This window comes from Erwinia rhapontici, assembly GCF_012271765.1.
Taxonomy (GTDB): Bacteria; Pseudomonadota; Gammaproteobacteria; order Enterobacterales; family Enterobacteriaceae; genus Erwinia; species Erwinia rhapontici.
Map to the genome: position 1 here is coordinate 188,635 of NZ_VRKO01000013.1, position 26,849 is coordinate 215,483.

Sequence of the window (26,849 nt, forward strand, 5' to 3'; positions counted from 1 at the left end):
GCTTTTTTCATAAAAGTGTCATAAAACTGACGCATAATGGCGCCGCATATCCCCGTGACAACCTGTCACTGTAGCAGGAGCAATAATGGCCAAGCGCATTCTGGTGGTTGAAGATGAAGCCCCAATCCGTGAGATGTTGTGTTTCGTTCTGGAACAAAATGACTATCAACCGATCGAAGCCGAGGACTATGACAGCGCAGTAAGTATGCTCATTGAGCCGTGGCCGGATTTAATCCTGCTGGACTGGATGCTCCCGGGTGGTTCCGGCATTCAGTTTATTAAGCATCTGAAGCGTGAAGCCATGACCCGGGATATTCCGGTTATGATGCTGACCGCGCGTGGCGAAGAAGAAGATCGCGTCCGTGGCCTGGAAGTGGGTGCCGACGATTACATTACGAAACCCTTCTCACCCAAAGAGCTGGTGGCCCGTATTAAAGCGGTGATGCGCCGTATTTCACCGATGGCGGTGGAAGAGGTGATTGAAATGCAGGGGCTGAGTCTTGATCCGTCATCGCATCGCGTGATGTCTGACACGCAACCGCTGGAAATGGGGCCGACCGAATATAAATTGCTGCACTTCTTTATGACGCATCCTGAGCGTGTTTACAGCCGTGAGCAGTTGCTAAACCATGTCTGGGGAACTAACGTTTACGTCGAAGATCGTACCGTTGATGTGCACATTCGTCGCTTACGTAAGGCGCTGGAACTGACCGGGCACGATCGTATGGTGCAGACGGTTCGCGGAACAGGTTATCGTTTCTCTGCACGCTATTGATTGTTCGCGCTGGAGTCTGAACCGTGTTGGAACGCCTCTCCTGGAAGAGATTATTGTTTGAGCTGCTGCTTGCCGGTTTGCCCGCGTTACTGCTCGGGCTGCTGGTGGGTTGGCTCCCCTGGCTGCTGTTAATCTCAGTACTCTGTGTGCTGGGCTTTCATTTCAACAACTTACTTCGACTCTCTCACTGGCTGTGGGTTGACCGCAGCATGACACCTCCCAGCGGCCGTGGCAGCTGGGAACCGCTGTTTTACGGCCTGTATCAAATGCAGGCGCGTAACCGCCGCCGCCGCCGTGAACTCGGTCATCTGATCAAACGTTTTCGTAGCGGTGCAGAATCTCTGCCTGATGCGGTGGTACTGACCACCGAAGAGGGGACGATTTTTTGGTGCAACGGCCTCGCACAGCAGATGCTGGGGCTGCGCTGGCCGGAAGATAACGGGCAGAATATCCTCAATCTGCTGCGTTACCCCGAGTTTACCCGCTATCTGCGTCAGCGTGATTTTTCTCGCCCGCTTACGCTGGTGCTGAACAGCCATCGCCATCTTGAATTTCGTGTGATGCCTTACAGTGAAGGGCAATGGTTGCTGGTGGCGCGTGATGTCACCCAGATGCATCAGCTGGAAGGGGCCCGGCGTAACTTCTTTGCTAATGTCAGCCATGAACTGCGTACGCCGCTCACCGTATTGCAGGGGTATCTGGAGATGATGAACGATTCCGTGCTGGAGGGCAGTCTGCGCGATAAGGCGCTGCACACCATGCAGGAGCAGACTAAACGCATGGACAGCCTGGTGAAACAGTTGCTGACCTTGTCACGCATTGAAGCTGCCCCGGCAATCGATTTGCAGGAAACCGTGGATGTGCCGATGATGCTGCGGGTGTTGCAGCGTGAAGCGGAAACGCTCAGTAACGGCCGCCATGATATTTATTTCCATACCGACCCGCATTTGCGCGTGTTTGGCAACGACGAGCAGCTGCGCAGTGCGATCTCCAATCTGGTGTATAACGCGGTTAACCATACGCCGGATGGCACGCGTATTGATATCAGCTGGCTGCGCAGCCCGCAGGGGGCACAGTTTAAGGTTAAAGATAATGGACCCGGGATTGCACCGGAACACCTGCCTCGTCTGACCGAGCGTTTCTATCGCGTTGATAAAGCGCGTTCCCGACAGACGGGCGGTAGCGGATTAGGGCTGGCTATCGTGAAGCATGCGCTCAGCCACCACAATACGCGCCTGGATATCAGCAGCACGCCCGGCGCTGAAACCTGTTTCAGCTTTCAATTGCCACCAAGGTTGATTGTCAGTGCCGAACTGGTCGAGAATGCGTTGCATTAAGTCTCACGGAACCCATGCAATGAAATTGTTAATCGCGCTGGCGCTGCTGCTGGTCAGTTCGCAGGTCCCGGCGAAGCAGGGCATGTTGGCGGGGAATCTCACCAGCGTTGGCTCGGATACGCTGGGTAACCTGATGGCGCTGTGGGGTGAGAGTTTTAATCGTCAGTATCCCGGTGTGAATGTGCAGATCCAGGCGGCCGGTTCGTCGACTGCGCCGACTGCGCTTGCCGCGGGGGCTGCTCAGCTAGGTGCGATGAGCCGCCCGATGCAGGCGGTAGAACGCCAGTTATTTGAAGACAGTTACGGTTATCAGCCGCTGGCTGTTCCGGTGGCGATGGATGCGCTGGTGGTGGTGGTCAATCAGGATAACCCGTTAACCGGCCTGAATGCCCAGCAACTGGACGCCATTTTCTCGGTGACGCGTCGCTGTGGCGGGTTATCCGTGCCCAAAACCTGGGGGGATTTACAGTTAACTCAGCCCGGTTGGGCGACGCGGGGATTACAGCGCTTTGGCCGTAACTCGGCCTCCGGGACTTGGGGATTCTTCAAACAGCAGGCGCTGTGTAACGGTGACTTCCGTAATGATGTCGGAGAATATCCCGGCTCTGCCGCTGTGGTGCAGGCCGTTGCGGGAACGTTGAATGGCATTGGTTATGCCAGTGCCGGGTTTCATATCAGCGGCGTCAAAACCGTGCCGGTGGCGCGTGATGGCAATGACTGGATCGCGCCAAGCGCCGAGAATATTCGCAGCGGCCGCTATCCTTATGCCCGTCCTCTTTATATCTATGTCAATAAAGCGCCCGATAAACCACTGGAGCCTCTGACGGCTGCCTTTTTGCGTTTAGCGCTCTCTCCACAGGGCCAGGCGCTGGTCAGCCAGGCGGGGTATCTGCCCCTGTCTGAGCAGCAGATGCAGCGCGCCCGTGCGATGCTGGCCGAGTAACCGTGCCTTCGGGCGAGGCATGCCTCGCCCCTACAATACATGGGTACCCGTCTCGTAGGGGTCAGGCACGCCTGCCCCTGTAACCGTGCCTCTCCCCTACAATATATTGCTCCCATCTCGTAGGGGTCAGGCATGCCTGACCCTGTCACTGTGCCTCTCCCCTACAATATATTGCTCCCACCTTGTAGGGGGCAGGCACGCCTGACCCTCACTCAGTCATCATGAAAATTATTCATCTGCCGTGAAATTTCTTCGGTTGCCGCTGAAGGTTTCTCATGAGACTCTTAGCTCAACAGACATATAGACGTCCAGATGTCTAAAAATAACCTGATGTAATTATTACGTCACTAAATTATGCGCCGCGTGCAGGCCAGGAGTTTTCATCATGACAACATTTACCCCATACCGTGCCGAAGTGGTTGGCAGCTACCTGCGTCCGGCTGAGATTAAACAGGCTCGTAAGCAGTTTGAGGCTGGTGAGATAGATGCTGCGGCACTGCGTGCGGTGGAAGATGAAGCGATCCGTAAGGTGGTAGCCCATCAGCGTGAAAACGGTTTGCAGGTGGTGACTGATGGCGAATTCCGCCGCGCCTGGTGGCATTTCGACTTCTTCGATGGTCTGGATGGCGTGGAGCGTTATGAGGCCGAGCAGGGTATTCAGTTTAACGGTGTGCAGACAAAAGCACGGGGTGTGAAAGTGACCGGTAAGCTGGGCTTTAGCAATCATCCGATGCTGGAAGATTTCCGTTTCCTGCAAAGCATCAGTGGCGATGCCGTGGCTAAGATGACCATTCCAAGCCCCAGTGTGTTGCACTTCCGCGGTGGGCGTAAAGTGATTGATGCTGAGGTTTATCCTGATCTGGATGTCTATTTTGACGATCTGGCGCAGACGTATCGTGACGCCATTAAAGCCTTCTATGATGCTGGCTGCCGTTATCTGCAACTGGATGATACTGTCTGGGCCTATCTGTGTTCTGACGATCAGAAACAGCAGATCCGCGAACGTGGCGATAACCCGGAAGAGCTGGCCCGCACCTATGCCCGTGTACTGAATAAAGCCATCGAAGGGAAGCCGGATGACCTGGTCATTGGCCTGCATGTCTGTCGTGGCAACTTCCGATCCACCTGGATCTCCGAAGGTGGCTATGAGCCGGTGGCCGAAATCCTGTTTGGCGGCGTCAACATTGATGCTTTTTTCCTGGAGTACGATAACGAGCGTTCTGGTGGATTTGAGCCATTACGCTTTATCAAACCGGGCAAACAGCAGGTGGTTCTGGGCCTGATCACCACGAAAACAGGGGAGCTGGAAGCCGCTGAAACGGTGGAAAAACGCATTCGCGAGGCATCACAGTTTGTCCGCCTGGATCAAATTTGCCTGAGCCCTCAGTGCGGCTTTGCTTCAACGGAAGAGGGCAATAGCCTGACGGAAGAGCAGCAGTGGGCTAAGCTGCGCCTGGTGGTGGATGTCGCCAGCCGCATCTGGTAATGACTGCATCATTTTGTGTACAGGGCGCGGTTTTCCGCGCCTTTTGTGCATATGACGAGGGTTTATTGCAGAAATTAACGTTGTGTCGGACGAAAAAGATACAAATCATGTAAGGCATTCTTCATCAGATCTAAATATATGCACTGGTTATGCAGTCTTTTGCGCTATATCATCCTGCTTTTCCGATCCCGTATTGCCTTTCTTCGCTATAAACGTTCTACTTACCCCCGTTTTTTCGTCATCCCCCTGCATACAGAAAATAATCAGCTCACATTCGCTGTCAACCCGGTATTACAAAGTGCATTCCACTGTATTGGTTTGATTCGGCGGCGTTTTTAGAGCGAGCAGGGGGACAGGTTTTCAATTTGAGCCTGACATTACGACTTTTCACACCATCACGGGCAACACAATTTCTTATGACACATCGTTTAACTTCGAAAGATATCCTGGCGCTGGGCTTTATGACATTTGCCCTGTTCGTCGGTGCGGGAAACATCATTTTCCCCCCTATGGTGGGGATTCAGTCTGGCGAACATGTCTGGATGGCCGCTATCGGTTTTCTGATCACGGCTGTGGGTCTGCCGGTGATTACGGTGATTGCGCTGGCGCGCGTGGGTGGTGGCATTGATGCCCTCAGCTCACCGATTGGCAAGGCGGCTGGCATCGTGCTGGCCACCGTCTGCTATCTGGCCGTTGGCCCGCTGTTTGCCACACCGCGTACGGCGACCGTGTCGTTTGAAGTGGGGATTGCCCCACTGACCGGTGATGGTGCGTTGCCGCTGATGATCTACAGCGTCGTCTACTTCGCCCTGGTGATTGGCATTTCCCTCTATCCTGGCAAACTGCTGGATACCGTGGGGCACGTACTGGCACCACTGAAAATTTTCGCACTGGCTGTTCTGGGCCTGGCCGCGCTGCTGTGGCCTGCGGGCGGTCTTGCACCGGCAACGGCTGATTATCAGCGTGCGGCGTTCTCGAGCGGCTTTGTGAACGGTTATCTGACCATGGATACCCTCGGCGCGCTGGTGTTCGGTATTGTTATCGTCAATGCAGCACGCTCACGCGGCATCACAGAAGCGAAGTTACTCACGCGTTACACCGTGATAGCCGGCTTGATTGCGGGTGTGGGTCTGACGTTGGTATACCTGGCACTGTTTAAACTGGGTTCCGACAGTGCATCCATTGTTGACCAGAACGCTAACGGTGCGGCCATTCTGCATGCCTACGTACAGCATACCTTTGGCGGTATGGGCAGCTTCTTCCTGGCGGCGCTGATTTTTGTTGCCTGCATGGTGACCGCTGTCGGCCTGACCTGTGCCTGCGCGGAGTTCTTTGAGCACTACTTGCCTCTTAGCTATCGTCAGCTGGTGTTTATTCTTGGTCTGTTCTCGATGGTGGTGTCTAACCTGGGTCTGAGTCATTTGATTCAAATTTCAATTCCAGTGTTAACTGCGATTTACCCACCTTGCATCGTACTGGTACTGTTGAGCTTCACTTTAAAATGGTGGAAAAAAAGCTCAAGGATTATTGCGCCAACGATGCTGGTTAGCCTGGTTTTCGGCATTGTTGATGCAATCAAAAGTACGAACTTAAAGGCACTTCTGCCAGCAGTAACCCAGAATCTGCCACTGGCAGACCAAGGTTTGGCATGGTTGCCACCTTCACTGGTGATGCTGGTATTGGTAGCCGTGTACGATCGCGTTACAGGCCGCCAGTCGGTTACTGCGCATCAGCAATAGCGTTGTAAAAACTCCCCCTTACCTCCTTGCCGGTAAGGGGCCGACAGGTATAAATATGACAAGTACAACACTCAAAAAGGGACTGAGTACCCGCCATATCCGGTTTATGGCTCTGGGTTCTGCCATTGGCACCGGACTGTTTTATGGTTCGGCTGACGCCATCAGAATGGCTGGTCCTGGCGTTTTGATTGCCTATATGGTGGGTGGGCTCGCGGCCTATATTATTATGCGCGCCCTGGGTGAAATGTCTGTTAACAACCCACAGGCCAGCTCTTTCTCCCGCTACGCACGTGATTACCTCGGCCCGCTCGCAGGGTATATCACCGGCTGGACCTACTGTTTTGAAATCCTGATTGTTGCCATTGCCGATGTCACCGCTTTCGGCATTTATATGGGCGTGTGGTTCCCGGACGTTCAGCACTGGATTTGGGTATTGAGCGTGGTGCTGATTATCGGCGCGCTTAACCTCGCGACGGTAAAGGTGTTTGGTGAGGTCGAATTCTGGCTGTCACTGTTTAAAGTGGCCACCATTATCGTGATGATCGTGGCCGGTTTTGGCATTATTTTCTGGGGCATTGGCAACGGTGGCCAGGCAACGGGGATCAGTAATCTGTGGACCCACGGCGGTTTTGTCCCCAATGGCTGGATAGGCGTGGTGCTGTCATTGCAAGTAGTGATGTTTGCCTTCGGTGGTATTGAAATTATCGGCATCACAGCCGGTGAAGCGAAAGATCCGCAGGTGTCGATTCCTCTGGCGATTAATACGGTACCGCTGCGTATTCTGGTGTTCTATGTCGGTACGCTGTTTGTGATTATGTCCATTTACCCCTGGAACCAGGTGGGGACGAACGGTAGTCCGTTTGTACTGACTTTCCAGAATTTGGGCATAGCCGCCGCCGCAACAATTCTTAATTTTGTGGTGATTACCGCCTCGCTGTCGGCGATTAACAGCGATGTGTTTGGCGTGGGGCGTATGCTCCACGGTATGGCAGAGCAGGGACATGCGCCGAAAGTGTTTGCTTCCGTATCACGCAGAGGCGTGCCGTGGGTCACGGTGCTGGCGATGATGATGGCGATGCTGGTGGCGGTATACCTCAACTACCTGATGCCAGAGAAAGTGTTCCTGGTGATCGCCTCATTGGCCACGTTTGCTACCGTCTGGGTGTGGATTATGATCCTCTTCTCGCAGATCGGCTTCCGTCGTACGTTGACGCCTGAGCAACAGAAAGCGCTGAAGTTTTCGCTGCCGGGTGGCACGGCCACTGCCGTAGTGGGGATTCTGTTTCTGATGTTTGTGATTGGGCTGATTGGTTATTTCCCGGATACCCGTATTTCACTTTACGTCGGGATGGGGTGGATCCTGTTGCTGCTGGTGAGCTGGCAATGGGTGAAACGTAAGAATCGTTAGACAGCATGTGAGCGACGTTTGTTAATGCTGGCCAGTAAGATGGCCAGCATTATCTTCTGTCTCTTTTTAAGCTGGTGTTGATCGTCTTGCGCTAAAGATCGCCAACAGCGGAGCAACAGCCAGTACGCTAAACATCACCCATGCTGCATTGCTGGCTCCTTCTATTCCACCGGGTATATTCAGCCCTCCCAGATTCGCCAACATCCCGGCCAGTGCGGCGCCCAGCGCAGTGGCAAACAGTTGTACCGTGGAGATTGAGGTCGCTGCGGCATCCTGATCCTCTTCCGGTGTGACATCCAGCACCCGTGCCAGCAGATGGGGCCAGCCCAGCCCGATACCAAAGCCAACCAGCAGTAATCCCAGCGAAATGATGACCACCAGCGTTCGCCCATAGTCGCTTTGTACCGGCAGGGAGAATGACAGTATCGCCATTCCGGCCAGAACCAGTATGGGTCCGGTAATGATCGCCAGCGAAACACGCCTGGCGCGCCAGCCGGAGCTCCAGATTTCGGCCAGCGTCCAGCCCGCCGCCATCAGTGCCGCCAGATAGCCGGACATCAGCGGAGTCTGCCCGTGCAGATTTTGTAGAAAGTAGGGCACAAAGGTTTCACTGGTCATGCCGACAACCAGCAGGCCGATAGTCAGATAAAGTGGTAGCAGAGGGGAACTCAGGCGCAGTGCGTTACGTGGCAGCAGGCAGGCATCACTGCGCAACTCCTGGCGGATTAATAGTGCCATCATCAGGACTGCCAGCCCGACACCGATCAGATTGTCAGTGAGTGCTGAGCTGGTGCTGCCAATGCTGATTGCCAGCACCGCAGCGGTAAGCAGCATCAGCTGTACCCACGGCAGGCGAGTGGCGGGCCTGCGCTCCTCGCTATCATCGGGTAAAGCCCGCCAGACGACCCATGCGTAGATGAATGTCACCGGTAGCAGAAAACCAAAAGCCAGCCTCCATGCATCGATATCGGCAAAAATTCCGCCAATAGCCGGACCGACCAGGGTCGCCACTCCCCACATACCCGAAATGAGCGCGAAGGCACGTGTCCAGAGCGAACGTTCAAATACTGAATAAATCATGCTGTAGCCAAGTGCAAACAGGTACCCTCCACCTAGCCCCTGAACGGTGCGTCCCAGCAACATCATCAGCATACTCGGTGCCAGGGCACACAGCAGAGAACCCGCGATAAACAACAGAATAGCAATAGCATAGGTGCCGCGAGACCCGGTCCGGCTCAACGTCCGACTGGTGAGCGCCGAGCCAAGTATGGAGGCCACCACAAACAGCGTAGTATTCCATGCGTAAAGATGTAGCCCGCCAATCTCTTTGACGACCGAAGGTAGCACGGTGGTCGCGATGTAAATATTAATGGCATGCAGTGCCACTCCTCCCGACAGCGCAATCGAGCGTGCGGCATTCTTTCCGGAGAGAAGATCTCCCCAGTTTCCTTCATGTGATGACATAATGGCTCCTTTAAACCCTGCAGTGAGTCACCCTGGGGTTGTCGGCCGCACAGCCCTGAGGTAAAATAATAAAACAAGTAAATGCTTTGAATATTAAGGGGGGGAAAGAAAAACTTGTCAATAAATCACTTGCCTGCCACGTCTGAAGAGCACTTATCGTCATCACAGCGTCTGTTGTACATGCTGAAAACTCGTGGGCCTCAGCAGGCTTCCGGGGCGGGAAAGGCGCTGGGAATGACAGCAGAAGCCGCGCGCCAACAGTTCACCAAACTGGCAACAGAGGGACTGGTGACCGCTGTTTCCCGGTCACAAGGTGTTGGGCGGCCTTCGCAGTTTTGGCAGCTTACCGCAGAAGGGGAAAAGCAATTTCCTGATACACACCCTGAACTGACCGTACAACTGCTGGAAGTGGTTCGCGATTCGTTTGGTGAACAGGCCATTGAGATATTGATTGCGAAACGTGAGCAGAAATCCCGGGAGCTTTACTGGCAGGAGCTTGGTCATCTGAAAGGTTTAACCGCACGGGTTGCACGACTGGCAGAGATACGCTCCGCTGAAGGCTATATGGCGGAATACGAAACAATGGATGATGGCAGCTTGCTGCTGATTGAAAACCACTGTCCCATCTGCGCTGCCGCGGCGACCTGTCAGGGCTTTTGTCGTGCAGAACAGGCCATTTTCACTGAGGTGCTGGAGGCCGAGGTGGTCCGCGTGGAACATATTCTCAGCCAGTCACGGCGCTGTGCTTATCGTGTGAAACCGTATCAGGACTAATAATTCCCTGGCTTTTCCAGTCAACCGGAATAAATAAAAAGTTAACGTATTTATTCCGGTGTCAGGAGTCAGGCTGGTGTAATCGGGAACGCTGAACGCAACGATATACGTTCACCCTGATGATTGTCGCTATCTCTTACTGTTCGTAGCTGACCGGTGCCAGCACCTCGTGATCGATATTTTTCCTGATACGGTTTAGCGTTGATTCATAAGGGCAAAGCGTACCGACCTTGGTGATTTTACAGCCGTCGAATCCCAGCTCGCTGATCAGCGGTGGCTGAGTGGCGTTGAGCGGTGTCAGATAACGAATTTGATCGAGTGTCTGCGCCTGGAAATAGAGACGGATATAACGTTTTCCGGTCTGCGTCTCGCGCCAGCGTTCAAACACCAGACTGCCCGCCGGAGGAATGTTGCCTCGCGGATAACTGGCCTGCTGCCAGCTAAAGTTCAGCATGGTACGCAGCCAGGAAATGTTGGTGTCGTGCGCGACATACAGCAGCCATCGCACGTCGGGCGGCCCCCCTTTTACCGGTTGGGTTGCCAGCGCTTTGGCGATTTGATCCATTAATATCGATCCGCCACGCTGCGCGATATAAGGCACATCGTTGATATAATCGTATTTTGTGGTTAGCAGCGGCATCAGTTTTGCCACGTCAGCGGCGGAGTGAACGTGGCCAAAAGCCACGTTGGCAGAAGGTTGATTTTCGCTCCATGCCAGGCGGAAAGTCTCTGCCATATTCGCCAGCGTTGCGAGTCCCTCGACCTCAAAACGCCCGTCCTTGCTACGCTTGATACTCCATGGGTGATCGAAGATAGGGCAGGGATGGTCCGCCTGACAGACGGTTGCTTTCAAACGGGCGATCTCCGGGGCTGCACGCTGCTCTGCCTGCTGAACGCTCCCGCCCATTGCCTTTTCAATTCCCGCCCGGGCCTGTGCTTCGTCCAGTGGTGCCAGCCCCATCTTATCGCTCTGGAACAAGGGATCGCTGTCACCGCTGACGCTGTGCACCGTCACATCACACCCCGGGAATGCGCCATCAGTTAATGCTTTCGCCGTCGCTTTTGTGCGCTGTAGCGGGCTTGCCCAGACATACAGTGTCTTGCCGTCAGGGCATCCCGACGTCAGCAACCCGGCCTGACGCCAGCCGTTTGCCTCATACCCGCCTTTCAATACCGCAGCGGCATAACCGTGCCCGGTCAGTTCGCCATCGGCGGTCAGCCACTGTGGCCAGGAGCGATCTGTCCCTGCCTCCATTGCTTTGGTGTTATCCGGCGTGGGCGGGCGGACCCCATGGCGACTGATCTCCACGACTTTTTCCAGGTGAAATGTTTCTGCCTGCACTATCTGGCTACTGAATACCGGCACCATGGCCAGGGCAAACACCAGGCGTGGCAATACCGTCTGTATCGTTAACATAATGATCCTCTATGCACACGTGTGCAATTACAAGTGTAAAAAAGGCGTGTTACAACGTTGTGACAGAATAATGACCAGAATGAAAAAATGATTCCGTGATCGTTATAACATAAAACAAATTGTCCAAATCAGGCGGAGTGACGGCGGATAAGTGTGACAGGAACAGATTTTTGCTGCGAAGGCTGGGTGAAGTTTTTCAGCCTTTCCAGTAGAGAATGAACGGCAAGTTGCGCCAGTTTGTCGGTATCTTGCTGGATCGTCGTCAGTTGATACGCAGCGAATGCGGCCTGTGGGATGTCATCAAATCCTGCGACTTTAATCGCAGAGAAAGCAGGATGCTGGTGCAAATAATCCAGGGTGCCCATCGCCAGCATATCGGTGGCACAAAAGATCGCCTGTAAATTGGGATAATCAGCAAGCAGTTTAGCTGCGGCGTCCCAACCCGCCTGATAACCGCCTCGTGGGCAGAAAAGGGCAATGGCCTGCGGCGCCTGTTCACGAAAGGCCTGCCAGCGTTGGTCAGTGCTGAAGTTTTCCGCCTCTTCCCCGATAAAGGCCAGCCGTTGCAGGCCCTGTTCCCTGAACAGGGCGGCTACCAGCTTTGCACCCTGCGCATTATCACTGCAAATGCGATCGGCACCGGGCAGGTCGGCGTGACGATTGATTAACATCACGGGGATCTTTTTTGCCAGATACTCTTCGGCCAGCGACAGTGGAGGCGCGCCGGAGGTGATGATTACTCCCGTCACATGGTAGCTGAGCAGCTGGCGAAGTGAGGGTTCTAACTGTTGGGGATCGTCGGCATTCATCAGCAGAGGAATAAACCCCTGTAACGCCAGATGATGTACCAGCGGGGCCAGCAGTTTACTGCGAAAAGGATTATCGAAACCGGCGGTGATGATCCCGACAAAATTACTGTTACCGGTGATCATGGTGCGCGCAATGATATTCACCTGGTAGCCCAGCTCACTGGCGGCGGCCATCACCTTCTGGCGCGTCGGTTCAGAAACGGAAGCGCCAGGGGTGAAGGTACGCGAGACGGCAGAACGTGATACACCGGCAAGGCGAGCAACATCGGCCGCAGTAACCCAACTTTTGTTTTCAGACGCCATCGGCACTCCCTCTGTATGTGCCGCTGAGTATTACCGCAATACTGCGGAAAGTCATGGCGTTTCTCAGTGTGATGCGGGTTGATTCTGATAGCTTACCGGGCGAATCAGTGACCGGTCTATATTCTGGTTAAGGTGTTGCAGTACGCTGTCGTAAGGGCACAGAGTACCTGCTTCGGTTTTCTCACAGCCGGCAAATTTTAACTCGGTGATCAGTAGCGGGTGGTGGCGGTCGATGGGTGTCAGTTGACGAATCTGATCAAGACTCTGCCCCTGGAACAGAATGCGGATAAAACGTTTCCCGCTTTGTGTCTCTTTCCAGCGTTCAAATACCAGGCTTCCTGCTGGCTGGACAGTGCCACGAGGATAGTCACCCTGTTGCCAGCTGAAATCCAGCAACGTACGCAGATAGGCGATATTGACGTCATGAGCGACGTACAGCAGCCAGCGAGCCTCCGGCGGTGCATCCTGTTGCGGCGTCACGCCCTGTTGCAATGCTTTGGCAATCTGCTCCATCAATAAGGAACCGCCACGCCGGGCGACGTAGGGTTGATCGTTGGTGGCATCGTATTTCGGTGTCAGTAATGCCATGAGCTTGCCGATCTGTGCGGCACTGTCGGCGTGACCAAACGCCACCTGACTCAGCGGTTTATTATCGCTCCACTCCAGACGAAGGGTTTCTGCCATAGCCGCCAGGGTATCCAGACCGGTGATCATAATACGGCCATCGGAGGCGAATTTTATTTCCCACATTTTATCAAAGATTGGGCAGGGCTTATCTGGCTGGCAGACGGCCTTTTTCAGCAGGGAGATCTCTGGTTGCAGCCGTTTTTGTGCATCGGCTGGCGTGCCGCCCAGGGCGGTCAGTGCCCCCTGACGCTGTTGCTCCTGGTCGAGGGTGGCATATCCCGGACCCTGGTTTTGAAACAGCGGATCGTTTTTTTCCGGGGAGTGATGAATAGTGATGCCACAGCCGGGGAAGGCCCCGTCAGTCAGGGCTTCAGCAGTGGCACGGGTACGCTGTAACGGACTGGCCCAGACAAAAATATCTTTCTCTGTCGGGCAGCCTGCGCCAAGCAGGCCAAGCTGACGATACTGGTTTCCCTCATATTGGCCTTTAAGCCATGCCGCGCTGTAGCCGTGACCCGTGAGCTGACCGTCGGCGGTTAACCAGCTTATCCAGGGGCGATCACTGCCGGTCTCCATCTCTTTACGGTTATCCGCCGTTGGCGGGCGAACGCCGTGGCGGCTGATTTCCACCACTTTTTCCAGCACATAGTGAGGCGCGGCCTGGGCCATCAGGCTCAGTGAACTGAACAGGGTGGCGAGGGAAAAACGCAGAGCACTCTTTTTCATCGGGATCATCCTTGTGATGGGGGACAGTTCAGTGGGCATCATGACAAAATTTCGTCTAAAGGTGTGACGAAAGATGGGGGGCGGGAAATTGAGGTGAAAAAAAAGCCCGCCGAAGCGAGCTTTCCTGGAAAACGCACAAGCAATTACAGCTTAGAGGCGTTCTCAGTCAGGTACTTAGCAACACCTTCTGGAGATGCGCCCATACCTTCTTTTCCTTTTTCCCACTGAGCCGGGCACACTTCGCCGTGCTCTTCGTGGAATTGCAGCGCGTCAACCATGCGCAGCATTTCGTCAACGTTACGGCCCAGTGGCAGATCGTTAACCACCTGGTGGCGAACCACACCGGCTTTGTCGATCAGGAAAGAACCACGCAGAGCCACGCCTGCATCCGGGTGCTCGATGCCGTAGGCTTTCTGAATTTCACGTTTGATATCAGCAACCATTGCGTACTGAACTTCGCCGATGCCGCCTTTATCAACCGGAGTTTTACGCCATGCGTTGTGCACGAACTCTGAATCGAAGGAAACACCAACCACTTCCACGCCGCGTTTCTGGAATTCTGCATAGCGCTTGTCGAAAGCGATCAGCTCAGAAGGGCATACGAAGGTGAAGTCCATTGGCCAAAAGAACACAACGGTGGCTTTACCAGCGGTGTGTTTTTTAAAGTTGAAGTTTTCTACGATCTCACCGTTGCCCAGTACGGCTGCGGCGGTAAAATCAGGGGCTGGACGAGTTACCAGGACCATGTTCACTCCTGTAAAAGTAAGTTGAAATAAGGTGACAATACGCGGGCAGTATACGGGGCGTGCCCCATCAGGGACCAGCGTGCTGTACCGATTATTAAGATAGGCTATACCTATCAAAATCGTAGTAATTATCAAGCAGTTTCATACAATAACCTTTTTTAAAAAAAGGGCAAGGTGTAAAACTGGGCAAGATGTTTCACAACTTCCGCTGAACAGCTTGCGCCATCATACGCGGGTAAAGCTGCCAGAATAACACTTCAAGCTGTTGATAGTTATCAACGAAATCTTGATAACTGTCTTCCAGTGCTGCCAGTTTAGGACGGCGGCTTGCCATCCCGCGCAGCACCTCTTGCAGAAAAGGAGCATCGGCATAACGCTCCATCCAGCGTCCGGTCCATAAGTAGTGATTAAGATTCTGGAATCGCTCCGGGGTTGTCCCAAGTTGCGGTTCGATCACACTTTTCACCTGTGACAAAAAAGCTGGCAAAGAAATTTCCGGCACCAGCTTATCCCAGTGAGATGACAGAAAATGATCCCAGATGACGTCAAGCGTAATCGGTGCCACCCGGCGAGTATTGCTGCGAAAAAGCTGGCGGGCGCTGCGCACTTCCGGCAAGGAATCGGTCAGTGCATCAATCCGGCGGTGAAGTGCAATACCGTCAGCGATAGCTTCAGGCCATTGCTGATGCGGGTTGCCGCGCACATAGTCTGCCATCATATTGCCCAGCAGCGAGCTGTTGGCAAGGGTGGCCATATGGAGGTGAGCAAGATAGTTCATGGCGCGATTCTAGCGTAGTTTCTGTCGATATTAAGCAGATTGTTTAGCTATGAGCAGTTTTCAGCTAGAATGTGCGCCCTGATTTCCCAGACTGTGAATGACCATGCGCGTTGCCGATTTTACTTTTGAGTTGCCCGAATCTTTGATTGCCCACTATCCGCAAGCCCAGCGCAGCGGGTGCCGCCTGCTATCGCTGAATGGCCCGGATGGCGAACTGACGCATGGGGTATTCACCGATTTGCTGGATAAGCTCAATCCCGGCGATCTTCTGGTGTTTAATAATACCCGGGTGATCCCGGCACGTATTTTTGGCCGTAAGGCCAGCGGTGGAAAAATCGAGGTGCTGATTGAGCGCATGCTCGATGATAAACGCGTGCTGGCACATGTACGTTCCTCGAAAGCCCCTAAGCCAGGCACTGAATTGCTGCTGGGTGATGATGAAAATGTGCAGGCCACCATGGTGGCACGTCATGATGCGTTGTTTGAAATTGAGTTTCATGATGAGCGGCCGGTTCTCGATATTCTGAACGCCATTGGCCATATGCCGCTGCCGCCGTATATTGATCGCCCGGATGAAGACGCCGACCGCGAACTTTATCAGACGGTGTACAGCCAGAAACCAGGGGCGGTAGCTGCCCCAACAGCGGGCCTGCATTTTGATGAGCCTTTGCTGGCTGCGCTGCGTGAGAAAGGTATTGAGACAGCGTTTGTCACCCTGCATGTTGGCGCGGGGACCTTCCAGCCGGTGCGCGTTGACACCATCGAAGATCATATTATGCACGCGGAATACGCCGAAGTGCCGCAGGATGTGGTGGATGCAGTGCTCGCCTGTAAAGCACGCGGCAACCGGGTGATCGCGGTCGGCACCACCTCGGTGCGTTCGCTGGAAAGCGCCGCGCAGGCGGCGCAGGATGCGCTGATTGCCCCGTTCTTCGGCGATACGAAAATCTTTATCTACCCTGGATATCACTATCAAGTCATTGATGTGCTGGTGACCAATTTCCACCTGCCAGAATCGACGCTGATTATGCTGGTGTCGGCGTTTGCCGGATATCAACACACGATGCAGGCTTACCAGCAGGCCGTGGCTGAAAAATATCGTTTCTTCAGTTATGGTGATGCGATGTTTATTACCCGTAATCCCGAGGCGTACGCCGAGATCCCGGGCCAGTAATTTTCCCGCAGGGGGCAGGCATGCCTGACCCTCTTTTAACCATTACATCAGACTGTTTCTCTGGTGGAGGCAATGTGAAGTTTGAATTAGACACTACTGATGGTCGCGCACGCCGTGGCCGTCTGGTTTTTGAGCGCGGCGTGGTAGAAACCCCGGCATTTATGCCAGTGGGAACCTACGGCACGGTAAAAGGCATGACCCCGGAAGAAGTGATCGATACCGGTGCACAGATCATCCTCGGCAATACCTTCCATTTATGGTTGCGTCCGGGCCAGGAGATCATGAAATTGCACGGCGATCTGCATGACTTTATGCAGTGGAAAGGCCCGATCCTGACTGACTCCGGCGGTTTCCAGGTGTTCAGCCTGGGTGACATCCGTAAGATCACCGAGAAGGGCGTCCATTTCCGTAACCCAATCAACGGTGATGCGATCTTCCTCGATCCCGAAAAATCAATGGAGATTCAGTACGATCTCGGTTCTGATATCGTGATGATCTTTGATGAATGTACACCGTATCCGGCTGACTGGGATTACGCGAAGCGTTCAATGGAGATGTCTCTACGCTGGGCACAACGTAGCCGCGATCGCTTTGATTCTCTGGGAAATAAGAACGCATTGTTCGGTATTATCCAGGGCGGGGTTTACGAAGATTTACGTGATGTCTCCGTTAAAGGACTGGTAGATATTGGCTTTGATGGGTACGCTGTGGGCGGCCTGGCGGTCGGTGAACCGAAAGAAGATATGCATCGTATTCTGGAGCATGTTTGCCCGCAGTTACCTGAGGATAAACCGCGCTACCTGATGGGCGTCGGTAAGCCGCAGGATCTGGTGGAAGGCGTGCGCCGTGGTATTGATATGTTTGACTGTGTGATGCCCACCCGCAACGCACGTAACGGACATCTTTTCGTGACCGACGGCGTGGTAAAAATCCGCAATGCGAAGTATAAAGATGACACGTCTCCGCTCGATGCTGAATGCGACTGCTACACGTGCCGCAACTACAGCCGTGCTTACCTGTATCATCTTGATCGCTGTAACGAAATTTTGGGTGCGCGTCTGAACACCATCCACAATCTGCGTTACTATCAGCGCCTGATGGCTGGTTTACGCCAGGCAATCGAAGAGGGTAAATTAGCGCTCTTCGTGACCGAATTCTACCAACGGACAGGATTGGCGGTTCCGCCTTTACCGTCTGATAATTAAACAATGAGGGAAATTTAATGAGCTTTTTCACTTCTGATGCCGTAGCAGCCGCAGCACCATCTCAGGGAAGTCCTTACTCTCTGGTGATTATGTTGGTTGTGTTTGGTCTGATTTTCTACTTTATGATCCTGCGCCCTCAGCAGAAACGTGCGAAAGAGCACAAGAAACTGATGGACTCAATTTCTAAAGGTGATGAAGTGCTGACCACCGGTGGCCTGGTGGGCCGTGTGACTAAAGTTGCTGAAACCGGCTATGTTGCTATCGCACTGAACGAAACCACTGAAGTTGTGGTCAAACGTGACTTCGTCGCTGCCGTTCTGCCGAAAGGTACAATGAAAGCGCTTTAATTTTCGATTTCCCTAAGGGAACTGCCGTGTTAAACCGTTATCCTTTGTGGAAGTACATCATGCTGATCGTCGTGTTACTCGTCGGTCTGCTGTATGCACTTCCTAACCTGTATGGTGAGGATCCGGCCGTTCAGATCACTGGTGCGCGCGGAAGCGCCGCCAGTGAGCAAACGCTGGTTCAGATCCAGACCGCATTAAAACAAGATAATATCCAGAGCAAATCACTCGCGCTGGAAAATGGCGCTATTATGGCGCGTTTCGCCAACACGGACGTGCAGATGCGCGCGCGTGAAGCGATTACTAAAACGCTGGGCGATAACTACGTCGTGGCGCTTAACCTCGCTCCCGCAACACCGTCCTGGTTAGCCATGCTCAATGCGGAACCGATGAAACTCGGTCTCGATCTGCGCGGTGGCGTTCACTTCCTGATGGAAGTCGATATGGATACTGCTCTGAGTAAACTCCAGGAACAGAACATCGATAACCTGCGAAGTGACCTTCGTGATAAAAGCATCCCTTACGTTAACGTTCGCAAAATCAATAATTACGGTCTGGAAATTCGTTTCCGTGATGCCGCAGCACGTGATCAAGCCGTCAGCTATCTGGCAGGCCGTCACCGCGATATGGTCATCAACAGCAGTGGCAGCAATGCCCTGTCGGCTGTCATGTCTGATGAGCGACTGCGTGAAGCCCGTGAATACGCGGTACAGCAGAACATTAATATTCTGCGTAACCGTGTGAATCAGCTGGGTGTTGCAGAACCACTGGTACAGCGTCAGGGTTCTGACCGTATCGTCGTGGAATTGCCGGGTATTCAGGATACTGCACGCGCGAAAGAGATCCTCGGCGCAACCGCAACGCTGGAATTCCGTCTGGTGAATACCTCTGTGGATGCCACTGCCGCTGCGAACGGCCGCGTTCCGGGCGACTCTGAAGTGAAAGACACCCGTGATGGCCAGCCTGTTGTGCTGTACAAGCGTGTGATCCTCACCGGCGACCACATCACCGACTCCACCTCAAGCACCGATGAATACAATCAGCCTCAGGTTAATATCTCCCTGGACAGCGCTGGCGGTAACATCATGTCCAACTTCACCAAGGACAGCGTCGGTAAAGCGATGGCAACCCTGTTTGTTGAGTACAAAGACAGCGGGAAGAAAGACGCCAACGGTCGCTCAATCCTTGAGAAGCAGGAAGAAGTGATTAACGTGGCGAATATCCAGTCTCGTCTGGGTAACAGCTTCCGTATCACCGGCATCAATAACCCGAACGAAGCGCGCCAGCTGTCTCTGCTGCTGCGTGCCGGGGCGCTGATTGCACCGATCCAGATTGTTGAAGAGCGTACTATTGGCCCGACAATGGGTCAGCAGAACATCACTCAGGGTCTGGAAGCCTGCCTGTGGGGCCTTATCGCTTCCATCATCTTTATGGTGGTGTGGTACAAGAAATTTGGTCTGATTGCGACCAGTGCGCTGCTGGCTAACCTGGTGCTAATTGTCGGTATCATGTCGCTGCTGCCGGGTGCTACGCTGACCATGCCGGGAATTGCCGGTATTGTGCTGACGCTGGCGGTTGCGGTGGATGCTAACGTACTGATTAACGAACGTATCAAGGAAGAGCTGCGCAACGGACGTTCCGTTCAGCAGGCGATCCATGAAGGCTATAAAGGCGCGTTCTCCAGTATCGTTGATGCTAACGTCACGACGCTGATTAAAGTGTTGATCCTGTACGCAGTCGGTACTGGCTCAATCAAAGGCTTTGCGATCACCACGGGAATCGGTATTGCGACCTCGATGTTTACCGCAATTATTGGTACTCGCGCCATTGCCAATCTGTTGTACGGCGGCAAACGCATCAACAAGCTGTCTATCTGAGGAGTGCGTTGTGTCACAGGAACATAGTGTTGAACAATTGAACCACGGCCGTAAAGTCTATGACTTTATGCGCTGGGACACGCTGGCGTTTGCCATCTCGGTACTGCTGCTGATTGCATCCGTTGCCATTATGGGCGTGCGTGGTTTTAACTGGGGTCTGGATTTCACCGGTGGTACGGTGATTGAAATTAACCTCGAGCAACCCGTAGAACTGGATATGCTGCGCACCAGCCTGGAAAAATCAGGTTTTGATGAGCCGCAGGTACAGAACTTTGGCAGCAGCCGTGACGTGATCGTTCGTATGTCACCGCGCGAAGGGAATGCCGGTCAGGAGCTGGGCGCGAAAGTGCTGGCAACGATCAACGAGGCAACCCAGCAGCAGGCAACGGTAAAACGTATTGAGTTCGTCGGCCCAAGCGTGGGTAGCGATCTGGCTCAGGCTGGCGGTATGGCGCTATTATCTGCGCTGATTGCCATCCTGATCTACATTGGTTTCCGTTTTGAGTGGCGTCTGGCACTGGGTACTGTGTTGGCACTGGCCCATGACGTGATCATAACCGCCGGCATTTTGGCGCTGTTCCAGGTTGAAATCGACCTGACGATCATCGCCTCACTGATGTCGGTTATCGGTTACTCGCTGAACGATAAAATCGTGGTCTCGGACCGTATTCGTGAGAACTTCCGCAAGATCCGTCGCGGTTCGTCTTACGATATCACCAACGTCTCCCTGACGCAGACGCTGAGCCGTACCATTATCACCTCGGTAACCACCCTGGCGATGGTCGCGATTCTGTTTGTGTTCGGTGGCGCGTTGCTGAAAGGCTTCTCGTTGACCATGCTGATCGGTATCACTATCGGTACCATCTCGTCGATTTATGTCTCTTCCGCGCTGGCGCTGAAGCTGGGCATGAAACGCGAGCATATGCTGCAGCAGAAAGTGGAAAAAGAGGGCGCAGATCAGCCTTCGATTCTGCCTTAATCCCGGGCGGACCAAAACAGGTGTCCCCCTGGAGCCGATTGGAAGGGCCACGCATTGCGTGGCCCTTTTTTTATGGTGTGCTGGTCGCTGGCGGCTCAGTGCTGAGCACTACATCATGTACCCGCACATATCCCAATTGTTCCGGCGGCAGGTTGCTTAAACGTAATGGCACCGTGGCTTCACTTTTCGCCAGCAGCGCGCGGGTGACCTCAATACGTTGCACCTGACTGTTTACCGTCAGTGGCTTGCTGGTCGTGCTATCCAACTCACCCCATTCGACCTGAGCGGTAAACGCGGGTAGCGGCGCATCGCCTGTTGCGCGTATATGTAGAAGGGCGCGCGTGCCGTTGGCTTCCGCCTGGACATGACTCAATGACAGCTTCAGTTCACCCGCCTGGCTTTTCAGTATCACCCCGGTATTCGCCGCTGGCAGTAACCATGCACCCTGTGCCGACCCGCTGTTAAGATTCCCCTGCTGCTCCAGCGCGGCGGCCTGATTGGTCAGTTGGCGCATTTCCTGGGTCAGTTTCCCGACTTCGTTATGCAACTGATTGAGTTTCGGTTGCGGTGGCGTACTGGCACAGCCCGCCAGCAGTAACAGTGATCCCAGTGACAATTTGAGATAAGCGCTTGTCATTGTTCATTTCCTTCTGATTAACGCGAATGACTTTATCTTAGAGCAAACGGGTCTTGATCGCCTGCAAAGAAATACGGCATTTTGTTGCGTAAGCCCCATAAAATCAGGACAGTTTTTCTGACGCACCTTTGGCACATCGCCGGGTTCGCGGTACACTAGCTGACACTATTAAGGATAATCAGGACGCGTCATGTATTGCCCATTCTGTTCTGCCGTGGATACGAAAGTGATCGACTCCCGCCTGGTCGGGGAGGGCACCTCGGTACGCCGTCGTCGTCAGTGTCTGATGTGCCATGAGCGTTTTACCACGTTTGAGGTCGCGGAACTGGTGATGCCGCGCGTAGTGAAAAGCAATGACGTGCGTGAACCTTTCAATGAGGACAAACTGCGCAGCGGTCTGATGAAAGCACTGGAGAAACGCCCGGTGAATTCAGACGCGGTGGAAACAGCCCTCAGCCATATCAAAAGTCAGTTACGCGCTACGGGCGAGCGTGAAGTGGCTAGTAAACTGATCGGTAGTCTGGTGATGGATGAGCTGAAAAAACTGGATAAAGTGGCCTACATCCGCTTTGCTTCGGTCTACCGCAGCTTTGAAGATATCCGCGAATTTGGCGAAGAAATCGCCCGTTTACAGGACTGACGCGATGCGTGATGAAGTGTTTATGTCACGTGCGCTATCCCTTGCGAGCCGTGGCCGTTTTACTACAACCCCCAACCCGAATGTCGGCTGTGTCATCGTGCGCGACGGCGAGATAGTGGGTGAAGGCTATCATTTGCGTGCCGGTGAACCCCACGCGGAAGTGCATGCGCTACGTATGGCGGGTGATAAAGCGCAGGGAGCGACCGCGTACGTCACGCTGGAGCCGTGCAGCCATCACGGGCGCACGCCGCCCTGCTGCGATGCGTTGATCGGCGCCGGTGTGACCCGGGTCGTGGCGGCAATGCAGGATCCGAACCCGGAAGTGGCGGGTCGCGGTCTGTACCGTTTACAGCAGGCAGGAATTGACGTCAGCCACGGTCTGATGATGCAGGAAGCGGAAGCGCTTAATCGTGGTTTCCTGAAGCGTATGCGTACCGGATTCCCCTGGGTACAGCTGAAGCTGGGCGCATCGCTGGATGGCCGCACCGCATTGGCCAGTGGTGAAAGCCAGTGGATCACGTCGCCACAGGCGCGACGCGATGTTCAGCGTCTGCGTGCGCAAAGTTCTGCCATTCTCAGCACCAGCGCAACGGTGCTGGCTGATAATCCGTCGCTGACGGTGCGCTACCACGAGCTGGATAGCGCAACCCAGGCCGATTACCCAGCAGACCTGTTGCGTCAGCCAGTAAGAATTATTGTCGACAGCCAGAATCGCGTCACACCGCAGCATCAACTTATTGCACAATCCGGGGAAACCTGGCTGGCGCGTACCGACTGCGATGAACAGACGTGGCCTGATAACGTCACTCAATTCAGCGTGCCCCGTCATAACGGGCGGCTTGATCTGGTGGCGATGATGATGCTGCTGGGAAGAAAACACATTAATAGCGTTTGGGTGGAAGCCGGAGCGCAGTTTGCAGGTGCATTGTTGCAGGCCGGTGTGGTGGATGAGCTGATTGTGTATCTCGCCCCCAAACTTCTGGGCGATAATGGGCGCGGCCTTTGTCAACTGCCGGGCCTTGAGCATCTTACCGATGCGCCTGCCTTTGCCTTTAGTGATGTTCGTCAGGTTGGGCCGGACTTACGCCTGACGCTGACCCCGTTATAGCGGTTTGCGCAAAAACAAGCAGACCGGTAAAGAGTGTGATAGAATCCGCCCCCCTGCGGGGCCAAACAGAACCCTGAAAGGAAGATTATGAACGTTATTGAAGCTGCTGTTGCTACCCCTGATGCGCGCGTTGCTCTGGTTATTGCGCGTTTCAACAACTTTATCAACGACAGCCTGCTGAGCGGTGCAATCGATGCCCTGAAGCGTATTGGTCAGGTCAAAGATGAAAACATCACCGTTGTCTGGGTTCCAGGTGCCTATGAGCTGCCAATGACTGCACGTGCGCTAGCTAACGCTGGCAAACATGATGCGATTGTTGCACTTGGCACCGTAATCCGTGGTGGTACAGCCCATTTCGAATATGTGGCAGGTGAGGCCAGCTCTGGCCTGGCCAGCGTTGCCATGAACAGCGATATCCCGGTTGCTTTTGGCGTACTGACCACCGAAAACATCGAGCAGGCCATTGAACGCGCCGGTACCAAAGCGGGTAATAAAGGTGCTGAAGCAGCCCTGACCGCTCTGGAAATGATTAACGTATTGAAAGCCATCAAAGCCTGATTTTAAGGGGAATTTCGTGAAACCTGCTGCTCGTCGCCGCGCCCGTGAATGTGCTGTTCAGGCACTTTACTCTTGGCAAATCTCCAAAAACGACATCGCTGATGTCGAATACCAGTTTCTGGCGGAACAGGACGTTAAAGACGTCGATATTACTTACTTCCGTGAGCTGGTCGGCGGCGTTGCAACTAACAGTGCATACCTCGACGGCCTGATGCAACCTTACCTGTCACGTCAGCTGGAAGAGCTGGGGCAGGTTGAGAAGGCTATCCTGCGTATCTCTCTGTTTGAGCTCAGCAAGCGTTCAGACGTTCCCTACAAAGTTGCGATTAATGAAGGGATTGAACTGGCTAAAGTGTTCGGCGCTGAAGACAGCCATAAGTTTGTCAACGGCGTGCTGGATAAAGCTGGCCCGTTCATCCGCCCAAACCGCAAATAATTCTCTAAGGCCGCTAATCACGGCCTGTTTTTTTACTCCCGGAATGCATTATGGCCTGTGGCGAATTTGAACTGATCGCGCGTTATTTTGACCGTGTGACCAGTTCCCGTCGTGATGTTGAAAAAGGCATCGGTGACGACTGCGCATTACTCAGCGTACCGGAAAAACAGACGCTGGCTATTAGCACTGACACACTGGTAGAAGGTGTGCATTTTCTGCGTGATATTCATCCCGCCGACCTCGGATACAAAGCGCTTGCCGTAAACCTGAGTGACCTGGCTGCCATGGGCGCCGATCCTGCATGGCTGACGCTGGCTCTGACGTTACCAGACATTAATGAAGACTGGCTGAAAGACTTTAGCGACAGCCTGTTTGAACTGCTCGATTACTACGATATGCAATTGATTGGCGGTGATACCACGCGCGGTCCCCTCAGTATGACGCTGGGCATTCACGGTCTGGTGCCGCAGGGCAGGGCATTGAAACGCAGTGGTGCACGCGTCGGTGACTGGATCTATGTGACCGGTACGCTGGGCGACAGCGCTGCGGGTCTTGAGCTGTTGCAGCATCATGTCAAGATTAACGATCCGGCTGCTCATGAAGTGTTGATCAAACGCCATCTGCGGCCGATGCCGCGCATCCTTCAGGGGCAGGCGCTGCGCGATCTGGCAAGTTCCGCGATCGACCTCTCCGATGGACTGATCTCCGATCTGGGCCATATTCTCAAAGCCAGCGACTGTGGGGCACGTCTGAATCTTGATGCACTACCGCTGTCGACCGTGCTGAAACAGCATTTTGAACCTCAGCAGGCGTTGCACTGGGCGCTGAGCGGCGGCGAAGATTATGAGCTGTGCTTTACCGTTCCTGAGATTAACCGTGGTGCGCTGGACGTGGCGCTGGGCTATCTGGGCGTGCCGTTTACCTGTATCGGACAGATTGCTCCGCAATCGGAAGGGCTAACGCTGTTGCAGGGTGATAAGCCGGTAGAGATGAACCTGAAAGGATTTGACCATTTTGGCTCGCGCTAAAGATGTGGCGAAAAGTCGCCTGAAGATGAGTAATCCGTGGCATCTGCTGGCGACCGGTTTTGGTAGTGGCCTGAGCCCGTGGATGCCAGGAACAGCAGGTTCACTGGCGGCCATCCCCTTCTGGTATCTGCTCAATTTACTGCCGCAGGATCTCTATTCCCTGGCGCTGTTGCTGGGTATCAGCATTGGCGTCTATCTTTGCCATCGCACGGCGAAGGATATGGGCGTACATGACCATGGCAGCATTGTCTGGGATGAGTTTATCGGGATGTGGATCACGCTGATGGCGATCCCGGTGAACAGCTGGCAGTGGGTACTGGCGGGCTTCCTGGTGTTTCGAGTGCTGGATATCTGGAAACCCTGGCCTATACGCTGGTTTGACCGCAACGTCCACGGCGGCATGGGCATAATGGTCGACGATATTATCGCCGGGGTTATCTCCGCCGGAATTTTGTTTGCCGCCGCGCACTACTGGCTGATGTGAATGTATCGGGTCGGGCATGCCGACCCCTACGAGCCGTTATCCGTTATTCGAATCCCACCACCGGATGCGGCTTATAAACACTTTCCAGTTCAATAATCTCTTCCTGACTTAATTCCACCTCTGCCGCTTTCACCAGATCCTCCAGTTGTTCGCTGCGCGATGCGCCAATAATCGGTGCGGTGACCGCGGGTTTGCTCAGCAACCAGGCCAGAGCAACTTGCGCACGACTCACGCCTTTATCTTTGGCAATATTCTCCACGCGCTGGGCGATCTCACCGTCATTTTCCTCGCTCTGGCTGTAGAGCGTCTGACCGTATTCATCGGAGACGGAACGGGCGGTCGTTTCGCCCCACGGGCGTGTCAGGCGGCCACGTGCCAGTGGGCTCCACGGCAGAACAGCAATCTTCTCTTTCAGGCACAGGGGGTGCATTTCCCGCTCTTCCTCTCGCTGGATCAGGTTGTACTGATCCTGCATGCTGACGAAGCGAGTCCAGCCGTGGCGATCGGCGGTACTCAGTGCCGTGGCAAACTGGCTGGCATGCATGGAGGAGGCCCCGATATAACGCGCTTTACCGGCCTTCACCACGTCGTGCAAGGCTTCCAGCGTCTCTTCCAGCGGCGTGTCGTAATCCCAGCGGTGGATTTGCAGCAGGTCGACGTACTCCATGCCCAGGCGTTGCAGACTGTCATCAATGGATTGCAGTATATTGGCACGCGACAGACCACCAGACAGGTTGCTCATTGGGAAATAGACCTTGGTGGCTACCACCACTTCGTCACGGCGGGCAAAATCTCGCAGTGCACGGCCCACGATCTCTTCGCTGCTGCCGTCAGAGTAGCTGTTGGCAGTGTCAAAAAAGTTGATTCCCGCATCCAGGGCCTGCTTAATCAGCGGGCGGCTGCTCTCTTCGGGTAGTGTCCAGGCGTGCTTGCCCCGATCGGGTTCACCATAGGTCATGCAGCCCAGGCAAAGGCGGGAAACGGTCAAATCCGTATTGGCTAACTGTAGGGTTTTCATATTGGCTCCTGCTATTTGTCCTGTGGTAA

At 54.2% G+C, this 26,849-nt stretch carries 26 protein-coding genes; 18 read left to right on the forward strand and 8 right to left on the reverse strand.

What is annotated here, in order from left to right:
• The first annotated feature begins 85 nt into the window (after nt 1-85).
• The 6 genes from phoB (at nt 86) to proY (ending at nt 7,688) form a co-directional block, all read left to right on the forward strand.
• Nucleotides 86-775 (forward strand): phosphate response regulator transcription factor PhoB, encoded by a 690-nt coding sequence (gene phoB, locus FVB43_RS11915; RefSeq protein ID WP_133846278.1) that lies wholly within the window; start codon nt 86-88, stop codon nt 773-775.
• A gap of 23 nt (nt 776-798) precedes the next feature.
• Nucleotides 799-2,112 carry a phosphate regulon sensor histidine kinase PhoR gene (gene phoR, locus FVB43_RS11920; RefSeq protein WP_133846279.1) on the forward strand — a complete coding sequence of 438 codons (1,314 nt, stop codon included), beginning with the start codon at nt 799-801 and terminating at the stop codon, nt 2,110-2,112.
• A 19-nt stretch (nt 2,113-2,131) separates the two neighbouring features.
• The gene (locus tag FVB43_RS11925; RefSeq protein WP_133846280.1) at nt 2,132-3,055 is read left to right on the forward strand and encodes a PstS family phosphate ABC transporter substrate-binding protein; all 924 of its coding nucleotides are present in this window, start codon (nt 2,132-2,134) and stop codon (nt 3,053-3,055) included.
• A gap of 385 nt (nt 3,056-3,440) precedes the next feature.
• Nucleotides 3,441-4,541: a cobalamin-independent methionine synthase II family protein gene (locus FVB43_RS11930; RefSeq protein WP_167864060.1), complete on the forward strand. Its 1,101-nt coding sequence runs from the start codon at nt 3,441-3,443 to the stop codon at nt 4,539-4,541.
• A 416-nt stretch (nt 4,542-4,957) separates the two neighbouring features.
• Entirely contained in the window at nt 4,958-6,280 is a 1,323-nt protein-coding gene (gene brnQ / locus FVB43_RS11935; RefSeq protein ID WP_133846282.1) for a branched-chain amino acid transporter carrier protein BrnQ, read from the forward strand.
• A gap of 55 nt (nt 6,281-6,335) precedes the next feature.
• Nucleotides 6,336-7,688, forward strand: a complete 1,353-nt coding sequence (proY, locus tag FVB43_RS11940) for a proline-specific permease ProY (RefSeq protein WP_133846283.1) — start codon at nt 6,336-6,338, stop codon at nt 7,686-7,688.
• A gap of 66 nt (nt 7,689-7,754) precedes the next feature.
• Here the strand turns inward: proY and FVB43_RS11945 are convergent, their stop codons facing one another.
• Complete coding sequence (locus tag FVB43_RS11945) at nt 7,755-9,152, reverse strand: MFS transporter (RefSeq protein WP_133846284.1); 1,398 nt, start codon at nt 9,150-9,152, stop codon at nt 7,755-7,757.
• 180 nt (nt 9,153-9,332) lie between these two features.
• Here FVB43_RS11945 and FVB43_RS11950 point away from each other — a divergent pair, with 180 nt between their 5' ends.
• On the forward strand, nt 9,333-9,926 hold the full coding sequence (locus FVB43_RS11950) for a helix-turn-helix transcriptional regulator (RefSeq protein ID WP_242462151.1): 594 nt from the start codon (nt 9,333-9,335) through the stop codon (nt 9,924-9,926).
• Nucleotides 9,927-10,062: 136 nt separating this feature from the next.
• On the opposite strand, the gene FVB43_RS11955 is transcribed toward FVB43_RS11950, so the two are convergent.
• From FVB43_RS11955 to FVB43_RS11975, 5 genes are all read right to left on the reverse strand, one after another.
• Entirely contained in the window at nt 10,063-11,343 is a 1,281-nt protein-coding gene (locus FVB43_RS11955) for a histidine-type phosphatase (RefSeq protein ID WP_133846286.1), read from the reverse strand.
• Nucleotides 11,344-11,471: 128 nt separating this feature from the next.
• Nucleotides 11,472-12,455 (reverse strand): LacI family DNA-binding transcriptional regulator, encoded by a 984-nt coding sequence (locus FVB43_RS11960; RefSeq protein WP_133846287.1) that lies wholly within the window; start codon nt 12,453-12,455, stop codon nt 11,472-11,474.
• Nucleotides 12,456-12,518: 63 nt separating this feature from the next.
• On the reverse strand, nt 12,519-13,817 hold the full coding sequence (locus FVB43_RS11965; protein WP_374760138.1) for a histidine-type phosphatase: 1,299 nt from the start codon (nt 13,815-13,817) through the stop codon (nt 12,519-12,521).
• 134 nt (nt 13,818-13,951) lie between these two features.
• Nucleotides 13,952-14,554 (reverse strand): peroxiredoxin C, encoded by a 603-nt coding sequence (locus tag FVB43_RS11970; RefSeq protein ID WP_133846288.1) that lies wholly within the window; start codon nt 14,552-14,554, stop codon nt 13,952-13,954.
• 196 nt (nt 14,555-14,750) lie between these two features.
• Nucleotides 14,751-15,332, reverse strand: coding sequence for an ACP phosphodiesterase (locus FVB43_RS11975; protein WP_133846289.1), 582 nt, complete (start codon nt 15,330-15,332; stop codon nt 14,751-14,753).
• Nucleotides 15,333-15,435: 103 nt separating this feature from the next.
• Between FVB43_RS11975 and queA the strand changes: the two genes are divergently transcribed.
• The 5 genes from queA (at nt 15,436) to secF (ending at nt 20,911) form a co-directional block, all read left to right on the forward strand.
• Nucleotides 15,436-16,506, forward strand: coding sequence for a tRNA preQ1(34) S-adenosylmethionine ribosyltransferase-isomerase QueA (queA, locus tag FVB43_RS11980; protein WP_159337695.1), 1,071 nt, complete (start codon nt 15,436-15,438; stop codon nt 16,504-16,506).
• Between the two features lie 74 nt (nt 16,507-16,580).
• Nucleotides 16,581-17,711, forward strand: coding sequence for a tRNA guanosine(34) transglycosylase Tgt (tgt, locus tag FVB43_RS11985; RefSeq protein WP_133846290.1), 1,131 nt, complete (start codon nt 16,581-16,583; stop codon nt 17,709-17,711).
• Between the two features lie 17 nt (nt 17,712-17,728).
• Nucleotides 17,729-18,058: a preprotein translocase subunit YajC gene (gene yajC / locus FVB43_RS11990; RefSeq protein ID WP_062747803.1), complete on the forward strand. Its 330-nt coding sequence runs from the start codon at nt 17,729-17,731 to the stop codon at nt 18,056-18,058.
• A gap of 26 nt (nt 18,059-18,084) precedes the next feature.
• A complete protein-coding gene (gene secD, locus FVB43_RS11995; RefSeq protein WP_133846291.1) occupies nt 18,085-19,932 on the forward strand; it encodes a protein translocase subunit SecD in 1,848 nt (615 codons plus the stop codon).
• Nucleotides 19,933-19,999: 67 nt separating this feature from the next.
• Nucleotides 20,000-20,911, forward strand: coding sequence for a protein translocase subunit SecF (gene secF, locus FVB43_RS12000; RefSeq protein WP_234472242.1), 912 nt, complete (start codon nt 20,000-20,002; stop codon nt 20,909-20,911).
• Nucleotides 20,912-20,981: 70 nt separating this feature from the next.
• Here secF and FVB43_RS12005 read toward each other — a convergent pair whose 3' ends face one another.
• On the reverse strand, nt 20,982-21,548 hold the full coding sequence (locus tag FVB43_RS12005) for a SadB/YajI family lipoprotein (RefSeq protein WP_133846293.1): 567 nt from the start codon (nt 21,546-21,548) through the stop codon (nt 20,982-20,984).
• Nucleotides 21,549-21,738: 190 nt separating this feature from the next.
• Between FVB43_RS12005 and nrdR the strand changes: the two genes are divergently transcribed.
• The 6 genes from nrdR (at nt 21,739) to pgpA (ending at nt 25,802) form a co-directional block, all read left to right on the forward strand.
• Nucleotides 21,739-22,188, forward strand: a complete 450-nt coding sequence (gene nrdR / locus FVB43_RS12010) for a transcriptional regulator NrdR (protein WP_133846294.1) — start codon at nt 21,739-21,741, stop codon at nt 22,186-22,188.
• Nucleotides 22,189-22,192: 4 nt separating this feature from the next.
• A complete protein-coding gene (ribD, locus tag FVB43_RS12015; RefSeq protein ID WP_133846295.1) occupies nt 22,193-23,296 on the forward strand; it encodes a bifunctional diaminohydroxyphosphoribosylaminopyrimidine deaminase/5-amino-6-(5-phosphoribosylamino)uracil reductase RibD in 1,104 nt (367 codons plus the stop codon).
• A gap of 87 nt (nt 23,297-23,383) precedes the next feature.
• Nucleotides 23,384-23,854 (forward strand): 6,7-dimethyl-8-ribityllumazine synthase, encoded by a 471-nt coding sequence (ribH, locus tag FVB43_RS12020; RefSeq protein ID WP_133846296.1) that lies wholly within the window; start codon nt 23,384-23,386, stop codon nt 23,852-23,854.
• Nucleotides 23,855-23,870: 16 nt separating this feature from the next.
• Nucleotides 23,871-24,290: a transcription antitermination factor NusB gene (nusB, locus tag FVB43_RS12025; RefSeq protein WP_133846297.1), complete on the forward strand. Its 420-nt coding sequence runs from the start codon at nt 23,871-23,873 to the stop codon at nt 24,288-24,290.
• 50 nt (nt 24,291-24,340) lie between these two features.
• Nucleotides 24,341-25,318 (forward strand): thiamine-phosphate kinase, encoded by a 978-nt coding sequence (gene thiL, locus FVB43_RS12030; RefSeq protein WP_133846298.1) that lies wholly within the window; start codon nt 24,341-24,343, stop codon nt 25,316-25,318.
• Complete coding sequence (pgpA, locus tag FVB43_RS12035) at nt 25,296-25,802, forward strand: phosphatidylglycerophosphatase A (RefSeq protein WP_166653760.1); 507 nt, start codon at nt 25,296-25,298, stop codon at nt 25,800-25,802. The genes thiL and pgpA overlap by 23 nt, the downstream gene beginning before the upstream one ends.
• 43 nt (nt 25,803-25,845) lie before the next feature.
• Here pgpA and FVB43_RS12040 read toward each other — a convergent pair whose 3' ends face one another.
• Nucleotides 25,846-26,820, reverse strand: coding sequence for an aldo/keto reductase (locus FVB43_RS12040; protein ID WP_167864062.1), 975 nt, complete (start codon nt 26,818-26,820; stop codon nt 25,846-25,848).
• Nucleotides 26,821-26,849: the final 29 nt, after the last annotated feature.